Raw genomic sequence first — 16,918 nt, 5'->3', positions numbered from 1 at the left:
GAGAGTTAAAGTCTCTGTTAAGAACGAAAACTTAACACAAACCTTATCTGTTTTTGCTATAATGAAAGCAACACAAAAACGAAGAAATAAAAAGGAGGGCTCTCATGCACCTTTTAGTAATTGAAGATGAACGCGCCCTGTGCGAGACCATCGTCCGCAGCCTGCGGCGGCTGGCCTACAGCGTGGACTACTGCTATGACGGGGAAAAAGCGCTGGCGCTTCTGGGCGTGGAACGATACGATTTGGTGCTTCTTGATCTGAATCTGCCGAAAAAGGACGGCATGACGGTGCTGCGCACCCTGCGGCAGACCGACCGGGAGACGCGGGTGCTGATCCTCTCCGCCCGCAGCGAAGTGGAGGACAAGGTGCAGGGGCTGGACGCCGGGGCGAACGACTATCTGGCGAAGCCCTTCCACCTCGCCGAGCTGGAGGCCCGCATCCGCAGCCTGACATTGCGGCAGTTTACCCAGCAGGATGTGCTGCTAAGCTGCGGAGGCCTGACCTTTGACACCCGCTCCCGTACCGCCACCGTCAACGGGCAGACGCTGACACTCACCCGGAAGGAAACAGGAATCCTGGAATACCTGATGGTGCATCAAGGAAGGCCAGTAAGTCAGGAGGAGCTGATGGATCACGTTTGGGACAATAGCGTGGACAGCTTCAGCAATTCCATTCGCGTCCACATCTCCGCCCTGCGCAAAAAGCTCCGCGCCGTGCTGGGCTATGACCCCATCCGCAACCGCATCGGCGAGGGCTATCTGATGGGAGGTGAGGCGGAATGAAGCGGCTTTCCCTGCAGTGGCGCATCACGCTGATGTCCGTCCTGCTCATCGGTGTCACCTGCGTGGCCATGAATCTGCTGCTGTGCTCCTCCGGTGTGTATTATATGGACACCATTGCGGACAACTTACAAGGCGGCGGCACGGTGATCCTGAATGATGGCGGAGCGGCGAGCTTTGACCCACAGCTCATAGCCCCTGGCGAGGATCTGACGATCATTGTCGATGGGGTGCAGGGGCGCTTCCGCACCACCAACTGGTACATCACGGCGGCGATAACGCTGCTCAGCGGCATCCTCGCCTATTTCGTCAGCGGACGCGCTCTCAAGCCCCTGCGCAGCTTTACCTCGCAGGTGGAGCAGGTGCAGCTGAACAATCTTGCCGATATGAGGATCGATGAAGACGCTATTTCGGAGTTCCGGCAGCTGAGCCGCTCGTTCAACCAGATGCTGGAGCGGCTGAACAACGCCTTTTCCGCCCAGCGGCAGTTCACCGGCAACGCCGCCCACGAGCTGCGCACGCCACTGGCACTAATGCAGGCGCAGTTGGAGCTGTTTTCCGCGGAGCATCCTGATGTGCGACCGGAGACGGCGGAGTTCCTCACGCTTTTGCGTGAGCAGACGGAACGGCTGATACAGATGACCAGGACACTGCTGGAGATGAGCAATCTGAAGCAGGTGGCGCGGAACGAGCGGATCCAGCTCGCTCCCATGATCGAGGAGATCTTCACAGATCTTGCGCCGCTCTCAGATAAGCTCGGCGTCACGCTGACGGCGGAGGGCGACGGCATTATGACCGGCAGCGATGCACTGATTTACCGGCTGATCTTCAACCTGACGGAGAATGCTGTCAAGTACAACCGGCCGGGCGGCTCGGTACGGGTTTCTGTCACTCAGGAGTGGGAAAAGCTCCTGCTCCGCGTCTCCGACACCGGCTGCGGCATCCCGGAGGTGTATCAGCGCAGTATCTTCCAGCCCTTCTTCCGGGTGGACAAGTCTCGCAGCCGGGAATACGGTGGCGCAGGACTGGGGCTCTCACTGGTATGGGAGATCGCCGACCTCCACGGCGGCTCCGTTTGGGTGGAGAAAAGTTCGGAGAAGGGCACGACCATTGCGGTAGGGTTGCCAACGCAACAATCAACGAAGCCCTAAACCCCTTTTATTCGTTTTTCGCCGCTTCGCTTGCCGCCCTGCGGCGTTCCTCTCCGTATTTTCACGCTCCAATTCCGCCGCACGGAGCTTGCTGTGGACAGACTTATAATCAGAAATTTCCTGTTTCAAACTGTCAATCTCAGCCTTGAGCTTTGCAATTAGTTTGTTTGCCGCATCCACCGCCTTTTGCAGTTTGGATTCCTTTTTCTCTGCTGTAACGTACTTCTTTGCCAGGGTGGAAAGTCGGTCAAAGTCCTCACGCTCCACGGCAACCATGCTCGTCCAGCGCGGGCTTGGAATCCCACTTTTTGCTCATGCTGATCTGCTGTATTTAAATAACCCTATTAACACAATTTTATTAGGAGCAGTATAACTGCTGACGGCATAGAATCTTGGTAGCTAACTTGGTGGATACCTTGATGGGTGTCATCCTCTAAGTTATCATGGGTTTTGAAGAAGCATTTTATGAGAAAAAGAATCTGGATCCAAAGATGCGGGCATTGCTTAATTCACTGGCGAAAACAGATCATACCTTGGCAAATAAAATAGAAGCTCCACATGCGATTAAAAAAAATCCTGTTCAATATATGAATATGAGCAGGATTTTTCTATTTACAACGATATTTTTTACAATATTTCCTTCGATTATCCGGAAAATTTTTCACTGTAATGACTTTTCATATCCTCCCAGTCCATGAACAATACATAAAATACTTTGCCATATTGCTGGCTCTCAACAATTCTCCCATGGTCAAGCACAGACAGATACGATCCATCCGCTCTTCGTAAATGAAAGTGGATATAGTCATTTCCATTGCCATTATCAATCTGTTTCCAAATGTTTGCTTCTATCGTATTCTTCTCATCTTCCCGTATCAGGTTGCTGAAACTTTTCTTTGTAAGTCTGAATAGTTCATCCATATCTTTATACCCGGTCATATGAAGAAACTCCTGATTTGCATAAAAGAGTTCATCATCTTCTTTGTCTGCTCTGTATATGATAAATGCTCCTGGAAGGTGCTCGGAGATATCCCTAAATGCAAATCCCAGTTGTTTACGAACCCTTAATTCAAGTCCTTCCCTATAAGCCATGCAGCCATTTTTTCCATGAAGTTTTATTTCGTAAAGGGCTGCATCTGCACAGCGCATAAGCTGTGAACGGTTAGACGCAAATGTCGGATATTCCGAATATCCAAGAGAAATATAAAATGGATATTCTTTTCCCTTATATGAAAATGTCTTTGGAGCCATAGTGAATTGCTGTAGCTTCTCTTTTACATCCTCGTAGGAATAATTTTTTAAAAGAATACAGAACTCATCTCCACCATTTCTTCCTAATAACGCATCAGACGGGAAAAAAGCTTTCATACTGTCTGCCAGACTCCTTAATGCTTTGTCTCCGTAAACATGTCCATAGATATCATTAATAAATTTAAAATCATCAATATCAAGGAGTACAGCCACAAATTTCGCTTTCGGATTTTTATTAATCATCTTTTCTGCCAGTTCATCGAATCCATAGCGATTGTAAATACCTGTAAGAGAATCTGTGTGTGCCAGTATTTGAAATTTGTTTTTATTTTCTTTTGATACCAGCCACATCCGGGTAAGAGTTACCAAAAGCATGGTAATCGCAATAAAGAAAACACTGATTACTGCTATTAATGTATTGTTTCCCCAGCCATTTTCAGGCATTACTTCAAACTTCCAGTTCTCCGTTCCTATCGTAAAGTCATAGGAAACCGGATTCGTTAATTGACGATCTGACTGATAAACAACTTTATAATTATCACTCCATGGATTATCCGTTTTTGAAAGACTATATTCATATCCAAATTTCGAAAGTGCACTTATCGCATCTGAAAAAATATCCGGAACACGAAGGATAACAATGGTAAATCCCCAAAAATATTCCTGCCCGTTTTCATCTTTCAGATAAATAGGATTGCGGACAGCAATTCCATATCCACCCTGTTTCAATTCAAAAGGTCCCTGTGTAACGATTGTATGATGATCTCTTGCATATATGGAAATTTCACCACGTTCTTTATCATGAATCAGATCAATCTTACCTGCCTCATTTCCATCGGCCGGATAAATATCCGTTACAATACCAGCCGGAGCAAGCTGTACGCTTTCAACAGAATCCGACATAATATTTTTTGCAATTGTGTCAAATTGATTGATTTCTCCAGTTCCGCTGATCAAAAGCTGTTTCAGAACATCTGTAATCTCTATTCCATTTATAATCTCATTCTCTATACGTTCTCCATAGGTTGTTGCATTTAATTGTGCTGTTGTGCGGCTCTGCTCTTTTTCATGAGTATCTGTGTTGTATACGACTAAACTAACAAGGCATATGCCCATTAAAAAAACGAGAAGAGGCACAAGTGTCTTTTTTTTCACCTGATTCACCTCGTTTTATCTCAGTCGAGAAGACTCCCACCTCTTCAGGTGGTGAGTAATAGCAAATTTGTCTCAGTGGGAGTTGGGTCTCTGACTAATGTTTTTATAATTAAGCATTATATCACGGAAGTAAAAAAATTGAATAAATTTTGCCCAAAAAGTTATAGAACGTTTTTACATTGTACTGATAACGTTTTCCTTGCGTACAATGGAAAAGAGAAGTAGTGCTCCTAAACAAATAAAAAAAGTACAGTTTGATTGTTGGATTGCTTGTTTTTATGGCATCTTTTCTTTTGGAATTCAACATGGCGGTTACGCTTCTTTATGGACAGCCGACTGAACAAGAATGGCGGAACGCTTATTTTCACTACGCATTATCCGGAACTGCTGGATGAATATGACCGAAATGACGGAATTTGTATTGTAAGAAACCGTAATGGCATTACAGCAGAAAATTTGAGCCATATATTGAAACGTAATGATATTAAAAAGAGTGATGCCTACCAGAGCGGTTTCCTTGAGGGAACAACGCCAGCATATGAAGCGTATATGCGCTTGAAGAAAAGCCTGGCTGCTTCAATCAATTAAGGAGGCAGCAGAATGGAATTAGCAAAATATAAGGCGTGTATATGTGAAGGATCTGCCGAAGAAGCTATTATCGACATACTGGTTGATAATGATCTTCTGATTTTCAAAAGAGAAGAAATGTTGGAAGAATGTGTTATCCGTTGCAGAAGTGCTAAACGATTCGAGGAGCGATACTTACGGAAAGGATTTGATGAGCAGATTTCTGTGATACGGATTTTGGATTCTCGCAGAGAGGAATTTCGATTGAGTAAAGCATATGATCAGTTTAAGCGTTCTGGAAAAAAACAAGCGAATTTTGTAAAACAAATCTTCGGATGCATGATGTGAAGTCGTATGATTTTGTGAAGCAGTATTTCAGTAACCCACAGCTCTTGGTGAAAGCCATAAAAGAGTATCGCAGAACAGCAAATATCCCCAAAGGAGAATACAGCTTGTCTGATTTGCTGAGATGAGCTTTGCTTTTTTAATACATTGGCCGTGACTCAAATGGTCACCAGGAGATAAACGGTTACCAGTTTACAGAAAACAGAATAGAATCGTCTTCGATGCCTCGTTGGGAAACCAACGGGGTATTTTTTTGCCCCAATCCGACTGCATAGGACACTAAAAAAGTCAAAACGAACCGTAGGTAGTCCTGCAAGGACAACCAAAGCGCGCCTACGAGGCCAACGCGAAAACGGATGTTCCTTGAAAACTGAATAGCTTATATGCTACCCATATTCGTAGGAGAATATTTCATCATTCTTTATCGTTTAAATATTGAATATACTCGTTTCCCCATATTTCCAACTCCTTCAGTACTTTCCTGAATTTTTCTCCAATATCACTTAATTTGTATTCTACTTTTGGTGGAATCTGCTGATATTCTATGCGTTCAATCAAGCCTTCTTCTTCCAACTTTTTCAGCTGTCTTGATAGCGTTGTATGTGTCATTTCTTCTGGCATTTTTCTTTGTAATTCATTAAACCGGATGGGGCCATCTGTTAACAAATACATAATATACATAGACCATTTACCTGTTAAAACTTTTTGCGAAGTCACATACGGGCAAAGCCCAAATAGATTTTTCTTTTCCATATATACGTTCCTTTCTGATACCAGTATCGTAAAATATCGTACTTGTTTGTTTTCTCCTATGATATATAATTATACGCATAAAAAATAAAAATACAATTTGTTTTCAGGAGGATTTTGAAATGAATGACGTAGTAAAATATTTGCAGGAATGCGGAACTTTTTATCTTGCCACGGTAGAAGGAGACCAGCCACATGTACGCCCATTTGGTGCTGTATGTGAATTTGAAGGAAAACTTTATATTGTAACGAATAATAAAAAAGATGTTTACAACCAGATGAAAGTAAATGGAAAAGTTGAAATGTGTGGAATGAACAAAGGTACTTGGATTCGTGTGAAAGGTGCAGTAAAAGAAGATACTCGCCGTGAAGCTCGTGTAGCCATGATGGAAGCAAATAAAAATGCTCTCCAGTCTATGTATACGGTTGATGACAATTTGATGACGGTATTCGTTTTTGAAAGTGTCATCGCAACTATTTATTCATTCACAGAAGAACCGAAGGTTATCAATCTGTAAAATTTTGAGTAATGTACATTACGGTTTGTCAGACTGGAAATTCCCCGGCTGATGTTTGGCGCTGTGGGCGGCGGCACACATTCTTTATTATCCGGAAGAGTGGTATACGCTGCACATAGACGCACCTGAGGGAGGGACGAAAATGGAAACTGAAAAAGTATATGCCATGCCATTTGCAAAAATATATCCCATGCTGGTGGATGAGCTGGCTAAGGGCAAAGTGATGGAGAAGATCAAGCGGACAAACAAATGAGGGAGGGGAAAGCAGCCTATTACACACCGACAGAGAATGTGGTATAATCCTTGAGGAAACATTGTATGGAAAGGACAAACACGATGAACGCTCTGGATATTATGAAACGCCTTGCCGCCTACGTAAGCGGCTATGAAAACACCCCCACGGAGGAACAGAACCGTGCAAAGCAACTGTGCTGGGAGTACAACCGCACCGCTCCCAACGAACAGGAAAAGCGGCGCAGCATCCTGCAGACCTTGCTGGGCACCTGTTCTCCCATGACCGGCATTCAACCGGATTTCCACTGTGACTATGGCTTCAACATCCATACCCACGGCTTGGCGGTCATCAACTATAACTGTGTCATTCTGGATACCTCTCCGGTAAACATCGGAGCAGGTGTCTTTATTGCCCCCGGCGTATGCCTTGCCTGCTCCGGTCATGCCATCGACCCGGAGCAGCGCAGCCACGGCATTGGAACTTCAGCACCTATTACGCTGGAGGAAAACGTCTGGATCGGTGCAAATTCCACCGTCTGCGGCGGCGTTACCATCGGGGCAGGCTCGGTTATCGGGGCGGGAAGCGTCGTCACCCATGACATTCCCGCCGGTGTCATCGCAGTAGGGGTGCCCTGCAAGGTGATCCGCCCCATTACCGAAAAAGATAAGTTCAAGCCGGAGGATATTCTGTTCTGAGAAATTCAGATCGGAAACGCTGAAAAAACATACGCACAAGCTCTCCGGGGACATTTTTGTTTTTCGCCATGCTTTTCTGCGGGGAGAAGGCATGTTATACTGGGAATGACAATTCGGGATTTTTCATTACAGTGTTTTGCTAAAGGAATCCAATGGAGCTATACCCTGGATTTTTCTGTATTCTCTGGGTGACATTTTGACGATAGACTGAAAAGCGCTTGAAAACTTTCCCTGGGTTTGGTAGCCTACTTGGGAAGCAATATCCGCGATAGTGTCATTTGTTTCCCGTAATAATTTCATAGCCTGACGCACTCGAAATTCCTTCATATAGGTGGCGATAGGCTGACCGTAGACTGCCTTGAATATCTCCTTTAGAGTGGAGGTATTTATCAAATACTGTTTGGAAAGTTCTGCAATCGTAAATCGTTGCTCCAAGTGCTCTGTCAACTGTTGATGAATTTCTTTTATCAATTCGGTTTGCTGGGAAAAGTATTGAGTCAATTCTTTATGCTCCGATTTCATGTTGCTCAAATAAATCAAAATTTCCAGCACCTTCAATTTCAAGAGGGAAATTCGAACGGACACAGGAGCAGAAAAGAGTGGGGCAAAAATATGCTCTAAATCGGAACAAGACGGGATTGCGGATGGCTTTCCGGAGCAAAATCGATTCTGTAACTGGTCTGCTTCCACACCGGCATTCTTTAAAACTTCCGGGCAAATGGAAGAGAGCTGTTTCAGATCCACGGAAATGGAAATTCCCTCTGAATATCCTAGGGGAAACATCATGGCGGAATCCGCGCAGCAGGCCATACTGTGTGCTGTCACATCACCTGTACCTAAATAGACGGCAGTACCGCCGTGCATATTCCAACCCACGCGACCACTGCGACAATAGTAAATTTCTAAAACAGAATCCGAAGCATCATGCCGAAACTTGACCTCTGAAGCAAGAAAAACATTGAAGGATACCTCTATTCCAGGAAAAGTTTCATATGCCTCCATACACCCTTTTCCAGCGGTAACCGCTCGAAACTGTTCTCCAAAGAGTGTAGTACCCGTTCCACCAGCCCGGCAATGCTTCAAGGCGAGGGTGCCGTTTGGGATCTTTTGAAGTTTTTGAGCGATAACTTTGGATTCTTCTTTTTTCATGGCGTTCCTTTTTGTTTTTCTACTTGCGACGGACAGGCGATTTTTACAAGCCACTCAATCATGTGGTGGAAATTTCGGGCCTGCTCGGTATCAGCTGCTTTATAATAGACCTCTTTTCCGTCCCGGCGGTTAACGATCAGACCCGCTGATTTCAACTGCTTGAGATGGTGAGAAACTGCAGGACTGCTCATATTTATCATGGCTGAAAGATTGATAACACATTCCTCACAGTGGCAAAGCAACCAAAAAATGCGAATACGGCTGCCATCTCCCAGCTGCTTGAAAATATCAGCTACGGTTTGAAAGTTTTCTACGCTGGGCATATATTCCAGTTCATGCTCGATAGTTTGTCCGTGGTCGTGGGGTAAGTGGTTCTGAATCATTTAGCACTCCTCCTTGAAGTCTATCTTATCATAGACCGGAGAGAAAAGAAACTTTACTTTTGAGATGTTTCTGGTTCAGGGCCAGCGTCATGGGTGTAATCCAAGATACGGACACCATCGCCTACCTCTTTCTGCACCAGCTCTCGCATACGCTTAGCAAAAGGACAGGGGTAACCAATGGGAGTCCCTTTGCTGATGCAAGAAGCAAAAGCAATGGTGTCAGCGCCCTGTTCTACCAGAGAACGGGCCCGCAGCACCGCTTTTTTTCCGGGGCAGCCGCCGCAGTTGATGAAGCCCACTAACTGAATATCATCCTCTCCCATAAAAGCGCCTTTTCTCTCTCGGATTGTCCGAAAATCCCGGCTTCCGGGGCAGTAATCCTCTGTCTGCATACAACGAATAATGCCAAGTTTCATATTAGTTTCCTCCTTAATTTAGGGCCTGCCATTCAGATTTGGCCGGTCCATTGTCTATTATTATGTAACCAGATTTTCCAACAGCTGGATGGAAACGTCCTCGTAGTAGCGATCCTCTTTAATCATTCACAAAATACGGGGTATAGGTCTCTCCGGTTCTCAGTATAGCTCCGCAAGGAGGTTCTGTATTTCCCGTTCAGAAGAATTTTTCTCTCAAATGGAAGAGTTTCTGAAAATCAATCCGTCATAAACGCTGCAAGAGCGTCCCTTCTAACTTCATGTGATATTGTTCCAGTACATCTTTCAGTGTAATTTCTTGCATTCTTTGTTCCGCTTTTTTTTGAATGTCCAAGTAAAAATCCCGCAGCACCAGTTGAATGTTCACGCCCACGCCACAAGCGGGGTTGGTGTGGATGTCCTGATGGAGCAGGGGCTTGTTGCCCTCTACTGCTCGATAGACATCCAGTAGAGTGATTTTCTCCGGCTCACGAGCCAGAGCAGGTCGGGGATGTCCCTTCACGCTGATCAGCAGTCCACCTTTCCGCAGGGCGGACATGAGCTGGCGCACATAGGCAGGATTTGTCTGAATGCTCTCTGCCAGCTTGTTACTGGTCAGATCGCAGTCTGGGTACAGAGCGATAAAAGCCAGAATATGAACAGCATCGCTAAGGCGGGTTGGATATTTCATGGACGGATCTCCTTTTTACTTGATGTTATTTTTATTATAACAGCATATTGACAGCGATGCAAGAGGATGCTAAGATGATTTGAAGTAAGAATAAAAATAACACCCACTCGAAAGGAATGGTGAAAATGAACTTCTATGATGATTTGGTCATGCAGACCCAGATGAATTACTCCAGGCACTATCCTATCTATGCTTCCGGCAGTACGCCTTATCAGCTGACTGACAAAAAGCCGCTGCCGTATAGCGAACAGATCCATCGTTTGGTACAGGAGGTAAAGGAAGCTGATTGTGTGGTAGTGGGCGGGGCCTCCGGCCTGTCCGCTGCCGGTGGCGGAGATTTTTACTACGAGGACAACGACTCCTATCGCAAATACTTCCGACCTTTTGCCGAGAAATACCACTTCAAAGGTGCTTTTGCAGGGATGATGCACCCCTGGAAGACAAGGGAAGAGTATTGGGGATATCTCGCCACCTTCCTTCACACCACCCAGACCGCCCCTGTGCGTCATTCCTATTTGGATTTAGACGCTTTGCTGAAAGGCAAGGACTTCTTCATCCTCACCACTAATCAGGATACCCAGTTTGTCAAACTCTACCCGGAGGAGAAGGTGGCGGAGGTCCAGGGGGATCACCGCTTCCTCCAGTGTGCCGCCTGTTGTACCGATGACACTTGGGATGCGGTAAAGCCGGTGGCTGATATGGTAGCCGCTATGGGGGATGGTACGAAGATTCCTACGGATCTCATTCCCCGGTGCCCCCACTGCGGCGGTGAGGCATTCCCTTGGGTGCGAGGATATGGGAATTTCCTGCAAGGAAAGAAATATGAAGAACAGTACGAAAAAATTTCGCGCTACGTATTGGAACACAAAGACAGCAAAATTCTGTTCCTGGAGCTGGGCGTTGGCCGAATGACTCCCATGTTTATCCAAGAGCCTTTCTGGAACCTGACCCTCAGCTTTCCCCATGCTCGATATATTGCTATCAACAACAAGTATGACTTCCTGCCCAAGCAGTTGGAGGACAAGGGCATGACCATTGTGGCCGACATTGCTCAAGTGCTACGGGATGCACGAAAACTCTAGCTGCCCTCCGGCAGGTGCGATCCATCGCAGCAACCATAAAATAGAAAGGAGCGAACGAATATGATTGATTGGAACCCTATTGCGGAAAAATTCAGAGAAGCGGACGCTATCCTGATCGGGGCCAGTAACGGCCTGTCCATCACCGAAGGACTGCATTTGTTTGCAGATAATGCAGCCTTTGATGAATTGTTTGGAGATTTCAAACAAAAATACGGCTTACATTGTATTTTGCAGGGAATGATGGCCGGATGGCCCAGCGAGGAGAAAAAATGGGCCTTCTGGGCCCGGCTCATCCATCATTACTGCGGGCAATACCAGCCTACGCCGGTGATGAACGATTTGAGGCCATTGTGGAGAGAAGGATTACTTTGTCGTCACATCAAACGGAGAAGGTCACTTTGAACGGTGTGGTTTCGATCCGACGAAAATCTATGAGATTGAGGGCAACTGGTTTACGATGCAGTGTGCCCGCCCCTGCCACGACACCCTCTATTCAAGTTTAGATGTGGCCGAAAAATTATCGGTTGCGGAACAGGGCGGCCATGTGCCTACAGAGTTGGTGCCGCGTTGTCCCAAGTGCGGAGGTCCCATGGACATCCACATGGGCGCGGGTCAGAGAATGATTCCGGATACCGCTGCCCAGGCACGGTTCCAAAACTTTCTGAAAACCTACCACGGAAAGAAACTGGTGGTTCTAGAGCTGGGCATTGGCTGGCGCAATCAGCTGATCAAGGCCCCGATGATGCGCCTGGTGGCCGGCGAGCCAAACGCCACTTATGTGACCATCAATCTGGGGGAGATCTACATTGCGGACAATATCAAAGAGAAGTCCTCGGACTGGACGGGCGGCTGGATGAGCTGCTGCCTGCTCTCCGGGAGGCGTGCGAGGCATGAAGTTTGTGGGGACCATAATCATCTATGCCTATTTGCAGGCGGTGGGAGCTATCAACTCTCATGAATCAATTTGCTTTCTGAATCCTTTGCAGCAGTAGAAAATGCAGAAAATAAAACGCCGGGAAGTTGACTCAAATTGTCAATGCCTCCCGGCTTTTTACCGGGTACTGGAATGTGCCGATAAAAGCTGCATTTTGCCCAAACAGAAGAACCCTTTTCCCGAATAGCAGGATATGGGTTCAAAGCGTTGACGAGGACGGTTTTCCTGCGTATGATGAAGATACAATTAAACGATGATTTAATTGTTCTGACAACAGGAACAAATTAAGAGAGGAGATTTTCAAAATGAAAAAGACTTACAAAATCGATGTGGATTGCGCTAACTGCGCCAACCTGATGGAAGATGCCGCCCGCAAGACCAGCGGCGTACAGAGTGCTACGGTGAACTTTATGACCCTCAAGATGAACGTGGAGTTCGAGGAAGATCAGGATCCCAAGGCTGTTATGCAGGAGGTTCGCAAAGCCTGCAAGAAGGTGGAACCCGACTGCGAGATATTTCTGTAAGCCAGCGAAACGAAATGCCCTGTCGAGCGGCAGCTTGCAGGGCATTTTTTCTCTTAGATAAATAAACGAATAAGCAATTGTGAAAGGGGTAAAACGAAATGCAGGAGTATATCATCAACGGTCTGCTGATCGTGGTGGCTCTGCTGGCCGTGATCCTTCAGATCATCGGCATGCGGCCCTCCGCCGGTATGACCAAAAAACAAAAAGTGATGTTGTGGCGGATTCTGACTGCTACGGTTCTACTGTTAATTTTGCAGGTCCTGGGCGCAGGCGCATTTGAAGTGTTTGGCTCGGCAGGCCGCTGGGTACGTCTGGCTGTGTTCCTGGTGGATTATCTGGTTATTGGCTACGACATTCTGAAAAAAGCCGGAAAAGGTATCCGTAACGGTCAGGTGTTCGATGAGCACTTTCTGATGGCGGTGGCTACGCTGGGGGCTCTGGCACTGGCTGTATATGAAAACGGCGACTATCTGGAGGCCATTGCGGTGATGCTGTTCTACCAGGTGGGCGAATGGTTCCAGTCCTACGCTGTGGGCAAGAGCCGCCGGAACATCAGTGATCTGATGGACATCCGTCCTGATTATGCCAATATCGAACGGGAGGGAAAACTGGAACAGGTAGACCCGGACGAAGTGGGTATCGGCACCATTATTGTGGTACAGCCCGGTGAGAAAGTTCCTATTGACGGTACCGTAGTGCAGGGAGAATCCACTTTGAACACTGCCGCTCTCACTGGTGAAAGTTTGCCCCGTGAGGTCAAGACTGGCGATGAGATCATCTCCGGTTGTATCAACATGACAGGTTTGCTCCATATTCAGACAACCAAGGAATTTGGCGAGTCTACTGTCTCCAAGATTCTGGATCTGGTGGAGAACGCCTCCTCCCGGAAGTCCAAGTCGGAGGACTTCATTTCCCGCTTTGCCAAGATCTACACTCCTGCGGTGTGCTATGCCGCGCTGGCGCTGGCTGTATTGCCGCCGCTGGTACGGATGTTTGCCATGGGGCTGGATGCAGGCTGGGAGACCTGGATCTATCGTGCGCTGACCTTCCTCGTTGCCAGTTGCCCCTGCGCTTTGGTCATTTCCATTCCTTTGTCCTTCTTTGCAGGAATTGGCGGAGCCAGTAAGGCGGGCGTTCTGGTGAAGGGGTCCAACTATCTGGAGACCCTGTCACAGGCTAAGATCGTGGTCTTTGACAAGACCGGTACTCTGACCCAGGGCGTGTTCGAGGTCAACGCCATCCACCACAACGAGATGGACGAACGCAAGCTGGTGGAGTACGCGGCCCTGGCAGAGAGCGCTTCCAGTCATCCCATCAGCAAGAGCTTACAGAAAGCCTATGGCATGGAAATTGACCGCAGCCGTGTAACCAATATTCAGGAGCTCAGCGGCAACGGTGTCATCGCCACAGTGATGATCATCAGGTCGCGGCTGGAAACGACAAGCTCATGAATCGTCTGGGGGTCCAGGCTATTCCGTGCCACAGCGTAGGCACCATTATTCACATGGCGATTGACGGGAAATATGCCGGGCACATTGTTATTTCCGATATCGTGAAGCCTCACTCCAAGGAAGCCATTCAGACATTAAAGTCGGCTGGGGTTCGCAAGACTGTGATGCTTACTGGTGACGCCAAGAAGGTGGCTGATAGTGTAGCCTCCGCACTGGGGCTGGATGAGGTTTACAGTGAACTGCTTCCTGCCGACAAGGTGGAGAAAGTGGAGCAGTTGATTCAGAACAAGCCGGAGAAAGAAAAACTGGCTTTTGTGGGAGATGGCATCAACGATGCCCCGGTGCTTCGCCGGGCAGACATCGGCATTGCTATGGGCGCTATGGGTTCTGACGCTGCCATTGAAGCTGCGGATGTAGTACTGATGGATGACGATCCAATGCAAATTTCCAAAGCAATCAAAATCTCACGCAAGTGCCTTGGCATCGTCTATCAGAACATCGTGGTGGCCATCGGCGTAAAACTGGTCTGCCTCGTGCTGGTCGCTCTGGGCTTCGCCAATATGTGGCTGGCCGTGTTTGCGGATGTGGGCGTGATGATTATAGCCGTCCTCAACGCTATCCGGGCACTGTTTGTGAAAAATCTTTAAAGTTCAGAAATAAACAAAAACAAAAGGGGGGACCCTTCCCGCATGAAGGCTTTATTTTAAATTGGTCCCTCAGAAGCATGTGTCAGTGAAGTTGCAGACAAACTGAATAGGTCAGAGTCCGCTGTTTCTCACCATATCCGTATTTTACGCATGAAAGGTTTGGTTCGCTGGCGCAGGAGTGGAAAGGCTATTTACTATGTTCTAAAACGCTTATTTTCACTACGCATTATCCGGAACTGCTGGATGAATATGACCGAAATGACGGAATTTGTATTGTAAGAAATCGTAATGGCATTACAGCATAAAATTTGAGCTATGCGGTGAATTTGCGGCAGTAGAGACCTTGGCAAGGATATGTAAAACGTATAAAGAAAAATACCCACTGATTCAGATTGAACTTCATACCGCAACAGCAGATACGGTTTATGAGATGATGAAAAAAGGACTTGTAGATAGAATTCAATATAAGCATTAGACATAATAAAATAATGGGTATAAAATAGATGTATAAGAGAAATTCAAATCTTATACATCTATTTTTATACAAGAAATTTGCAAAGAAAGGGGCTTTTTATTATGAGTAAAAAATTAGTGGCATTTTTCAGTGCAAGCGGAACAACAAAAAAAGTAGCAGAGATGATTGCAGAGGAAGCAAAAGCTGATTTATTTGAGATTGAGCCAAAAGTTCCATATACAAAGGCTGATCTTGACTGGATGGATAAAAAATCTCGGAGCAGTGTGGAAATGAGTGATAAGAAATACAGACCGGAGATTATGAAGAAAGAGATAGATATGAGCTCTTATGATGAAATCCTTCTGGGATTCCCTATCTGGTGGTATGTAGCTCCAACAATTATCAATACATTTTTGGAAGCCTATGATTTCAGCGGTAAAAAGATCGTTCTTTTTGCAACATCCGGTGGAAGTGGATTCGGTAATACTGTAAAAGAATTGCAGCCATCCGCACCAGAGGCTGTTATCACAGAAGGCAGTCTGTTAAACCGCGGAACAAAACAGAAAGTCAGTGAGTGGGTAAATTCTTTATAAACAGCAGTGTTATGGAAGTATACAGAATATGGAAAAAATGGTACAGACAGCAGGAAGAAATGCGCTTGGCGAATTTGCGCCGGAGTTTGCACATTTTAACGAAAGGGCATAATTTTTTCATTCGTTCTTGACAAGTAACCATTCGGTAACTATAATGTAGTTACGATGGTTACTTTGATAAAGGAGATAATTATGGCAGAGGGTACAAAGGAACGGATTTTGAGAACAGCACTGGAACTGTTTGCGCAGAACGGCTATCTGGGGACATCTATGAATGATATTGCAGGGCAGTTGGGAATTACGAAAGCTGCTTTATATAAGCACTATGCCAGCAAACAGGAAATCTTAGATAAGATCGTGGAGCGAATGAACAAGATGGACTATGAGCGCGCTGAGGCGTATGAAATGCCGGAAACGGAACCAGACGGCTTTGCGGAAGCATATCTGCATACACCAATTCAAAAAATTCGCACATACAGCCTTGCCCAGTTTGACCATTGGACAAAGGAGCCGTTTTCCTCCAATTTCCGTAAAATGCTGACGCTGGAGCAATACCGTGATTCCAAGCTTGCACAGCTTCACCACGACTATCTGGCGGGCGGTCCTCTGGAGTATATGGCGGCCATCTTCCGCAAATTGGCAGATTCTGATGATGAGGCTATGCAGCTGGCGTTGGAATTCTATGGGCCAATGTATCTTCTATACAGTGTCTACGACGGTGCGGAGGAAAAAGAATCGGTTTCGTCCTTGCTGGCGACACATATTGATCGCTTTATTGCCAAGGTTGAGTCTGATTACAGAAAGAAGGGGAGAACAACATGAAAGATGGCGAAGAAGAAAAACGCTGGGTTTTATGCCCGTGGTGCGGTTCCAAGACGCGTTTGCAGATATTGCGGGAAACGGAATTAGTAACTTTTCCTCTATTTTGTCCTAAATGCAGGCATGAGAGTATTATCAATGCAAAAAATTTTATCATTGAAACCAAACAGCCAGACGCTAAGACGCAGTGCTGATCGCAAAGCCGATCATGCGCTGCGTCCTTTTTGTCATAAAAACTTCGTTCTATGACAAAAAACGCTCCGCGGGATGCGCACTTGCGCGAAGAAGAAACATGTCGCAAGCGACTGAGCGAGGCGCCCGAATGTGCCAAG

The 16,918-nt window shown here is 46.5% G+C and carries 20 protein-coding genes and 4 pseudogenes; 17 read left to right on the top strand and 7 right to left on the bottom strand.

What is annotated here, in order from left to right; all coding sequences use genetic code 11:
- Window positions 1-104 precede the first annotated feature (104 nt).
- Both DWZ16_RS01960 and DWZ16_RS01955 read left to right on the top strand, forming a co-directional pair.
- Window positions 105-782 carry a response regulator transcription factor gene (locus tag DWZ16_RS01960; protein ID WP_118481845.1) on the top strand — a complete coding sequence of 226 codons (678 nt, stop codon included), beginning with the start codon at window positions 105-107 and terminating at the stop codon, window positions 780-782.
- Window positions 779-1,930 (top strand): sensor histidine kinase, encoded by a 1,152-nt coding sequence (locus tag DWZ16_RS01955; protein WP_118522206.1) that lies wholly within the window; start codon window positions 779-781, stop codon window positions 1,928-1,930. The genes DWZ16_RS01960 and DWZ16_RS01955 overlap by 4 nt, the downstream gene beginning before the upstream one ends.
- On the opposite strand, the gene DWZ16_RS01950 is transcribed toward DWZ16_RS01955, so the two are convergent.
- Window positions 1,916-2,206 carry a hypothetical protein gene (locus DWZ16_RS01950; RefSeq protein ID WP_182427284.1) on the bottom strand — a complete coding sequence of 97 codons (291 nt, stop codon included), beginning with the start codon at window positions 2,204-2,206 and terminating at the stop codon, window positions 1,916-1,918. The genes DWZ16_RS01955 and DWZ16_RS01950 overlap by 15 nt on opposite strands.
- A gap of 369 nt (window positions 2,207-2,575) precedes the next feature.
- Window positions 2,576-4,336 (bottom strand): diguanylate cyclase domain-containing protein, encoded by a 1,761-nt coding sequence (locus tag DWZ16_RS01940; protein WP_118522256.1) that lies wholly within the window; start codon window positions 4,334-4,336, stop codon window positions 2,576-2,578.
- Window positions 4,337-4,660: 324 nt separating this feature from the next.
- Here DWZ16_RS01940 and DWZ16_RS01935 point away from each other — a divergent pair, with 324 nt between their 5' ends.
- Together DWZ16_RS01935 and DWZ16_RS01930 are read left to right on the top strand one after the other, a co-directional pair.
- The gene (locus tag DWZ16_RS01935) at window positions 4,661-4,924 is read left to right on the top strand and encodes a hypothetical protein (protein WP_333489792.1); all 264 of its coding nucleotides are present in this window, start codon (window positions 4,661-4,663) and stop codon (window positions 4,922-4,924) included.
- Between the two features lie 12 nt (window positions 4,925-4,936).
- On the top strand, window positions 4,937-5,251 hold the full coding sequence (locus tag DWZ16_RS01930) for a hypothetical protein (RefSeq protein ID WP_333489793.1): 315 nt from the start codon (window positions 4,937-4,939) through the stop codon (window positions 5,249-5,251).
- 411 nt (window positions 5,252-5,662) lie between these two features.
- On the opposite strand, the gene DWZ16_RS01925 is transcribed toward DWZ16_RS01930, so the two are convergent.
- Complete coding sequence (locus tag DWZ16_RS01925; protein ID WP_107000743.1) at window positions 5,663-6,001, bottom strand: winged helix-turn-helix transcriptional regulator; 339 nt, start codon at window positions 5,999-6,001, stop codon at window positions 5,663-5,665.
- Window positions 6,002-6,120: 119 nt separating this feature from the next.
- Here DWZ16_RS01925 and DWZ16_RS01920 point away from each other — a divergent pair, with 119 nt between their 5' ends.
- The 3 genes from DWZ16_RS01920 to DWZ16_RS01915 all read left to right on the top strand — a co-directional run bounded on the left by DWZ16_RS01920 (window position 6,121) and on the right by DWZ16_RS01915 (window position 7,446).
- On the top strand, window positions 6,121-6,516 hold the full coding sequence (locus DWZ16_RS01920; RefSeq protein ID WP_118481843.1) for a pyridoxamine 5'-phosphate oxidase family protein: 396 nt from the start codon (window positions 6,121-6,123) through the stop codon (window positions 6,514-6,516).
- Window positions 6,517-6,658: 142 nt separating this feature from the next.
- Window positions 6,659-6,769 (top strand): DUF2200 domain-containing protein, encoded by a 111-nt coding sequence (locus DWZ16_RS15790; protein WP_147353120.1) that lies wholly within the window; start codon window positions 6,659-6,661, stop codon window positions 6,767-6,769.
- An 83-nt stretch (window positions 6,770-6,852) separates the two neighbouring features.
- Window positions 6,853-7,446 (top strand): sugar O-acetyltransferase, encoded by a 594-nt coding sequence (locus DWZ16_RS01915; RefSeq protein WP_118522255.1) that lies wholly within the window; start codon window positions 6,853-6,855, stop codon window positions 7,444-7,446.
- 126 nt (window positions 7,447-7,572) lie between these two features.
- Here DWZ16_RS01915 and DWZ16_RS01910 read toward each other — a convergent pair whose 3' ends face one another.
- The 4 genes from DWZ16_RS01910 to DWZ16_RS01895 all read right to left on the bottom strand — a co-directional run bounded on the left by DWZ16_RS01910 (window position 7,573) and on the right by DWZ16_RS01895 (window position 10,082).
- Entirely contained in the window at window positions 7,573-8,595 is a 1,023-nt protein-coding gene (locus tag DWZ16_RS01910) for a helix-turn-helix domain-containing protein (protein ID WP_118522204.1), read from the bottom strand.
- A complete protein-coding gene (locus DWZ16_RS01905) occupies window positions 8,592-8,978 on the bottom strand; it encodes an ArsR/SmtB family transcription factor (protein WP_117796830.1) in 387 nt (128 codons plus the stop codon). The genes DWZ16_RS01910 and DWZ16_RS01905 overlap by 4 nt, the downstream gene beginning before the upstream one ends.
- Before the next feature lie 53 nt (window positions 8,979-9,031).
- A complete protein-coding gene (locus tag DWZ16_RS01900) occupies window positions 9,032-9,394 on the bottom strand; it encodes a CGGC domain-containing protein (protein WP_107000739.1) in 363 nt (120 codons plus the stop codon).
- A 244-nt stretch (window positions 9,395-9,638) separates the two neighbouring features.
- On the bottom strand, window positions 9,639-10,082 hold the full coding sequence (locus DWZ16_RS01895) for an Rrf2 family transcriptional regulator (protein ID WP_117796831.1): 444 nt from the start codon (window positions 10,080-10,082) through the stop codon (window positions 9,639-9,641).
- 125 nt (window positions 10,083-10,207) lie between these two features.
- Here DWZ16_RS01895 and DWZ16_RS01890 point away from each other — a divergent pair, with 125 nt between their 5' ends.
- From DWZ16_RS01890 to DWZ16_RS01840, 10 genes and pseudogenes are all read left to right on the top strand, one after another.
- Window positions 10,208-11,164 carry an NAD-dependent protein deacetylase gene (locus DWZ16_RS01890; RefSeq protein WP_182427283.1) on the top strand — a complete coding sequence of 319 codons (957 nt, stop codon included), beginning with the start codon at window positions 10,208-10,210 and terminating at the stop codon, window positions 11,162-11,164.
- Between the two features lie 60 nt (window positions 11,165-11,224).
- Complete coding sequence (locus DWZ16_RS15785) at window positions 11,225-11,566, top strand: hypothetical protein (RefSeq protein WP_243021889.1); 342 nt, start codon at window positions 11,225-11,227, stop codon at window positions 11,564-11,566.
- A 55-nt stretch (window positions 11,567-11,621) separates the two neighbouring features.
- Window positions 11,622-12,095: pseudogene (locus DWZ16_RS16450) on the top strand (NAD-dependent protein deacetylase, SIR2 family); the annotation flags it as partial.
- Window positions 12,049-12,156, top strand: a pseudogene (locus DWZ16_RS01880) (DNA-3-methyladenine glycosylase I); the annotation flags it as partial. The pseudogenes DWZ16_RS16450 and DWZ16_RS01880, both read left to right, overlap by 47 nt.
- A 247-nt stretch (window positions 12,157-12,403) precedes the next feature.
- Complete coding sequence (locus tag DWZ16_RS01875) at window positions 12,404-12,622, top strand: cation transporter (RefSeq protein ID WP_107000734.1); 219 nt, start codon at window positions 12,404-12,406, stop codon at window positions 12,620-12,622.
- Between the two features lie 188 nt (window positions 12,623-12,810).
- A pseudogene (locus DWZ16_RS01870) lies at window positions 12,811-14,720 on the top strand (heavy metal translocating P-type ATPase).
- A 316-nt stretch (window positions 14,721-15,036) separates the two neighbouring features.
- Window positions 15,037-15,174, top strand: a pseudogene (locus DWZ16_RS15780) (LysR family transcriptional regulator); the annotation flags it as partial.
- 122 nt (window positions 15,175-15,296) lie between these two features.
- Window positions 15,297-15,767 (top strand): flavodoxin, encoded by a 471-nt coding sequence (locus tag DWZ16_RS01855; RefSeq protein WP_107000731.1) that lies wholly within the window; start codon window positions 15,297-15,299, stop codon window positions 15,765-15,767.
- 192 nt (window positions 15,768-15,959) lie between these two features.
- The gene (locus tag DWZ16_RS01845; RefSeq protein WP_118522202.1) at window positions 15,960-16,589 is read left to right on the top strand and encodes a TetR/AcrR family transcriptional regulator; all 630 of its coding nucleotides are present in this window, start codon (window positions 15,960-15,962) and stop codon (window positions 16,587-16,589) included.
- Window positions 16,586-16,780 carry a cysteine-rich KTR domain-containing protein gene (locus DWZ16_RS01840; RefSeq protein WP_118522201.1) on the top strand — a complete coding sequence of 65 codons (195 nt, stop codon included), beginning with the start codon at window positions 16,586-16,588 and terminating at the stop codon, window positions 16,778-16,780. Before DWZ16_RS01845 ends, DWZ16_RS01840 begins: the two co-directional genes overlap by 4 nt.
- The last annotated feature ends 138 nt before the right edge of the window (window positions 16,781-16,918 follow it).

It is taken from the genome of Clostridium sp. AF29-8BH (genome assembly GCF_003478145.1).
In the GTDB taxonomy this organism is placed as follows: domain Bacteria; phylum Bacillota; class Clostridia; order Lachnospirales; family Lachnospiraceae; genus Otoolea; species Otoolea fessa.
The sequence above is the reverse complement of the archived record's forward strand: the minus strand, read 5'-3'. Positions and strand labels throughout refer to the sequence as shown.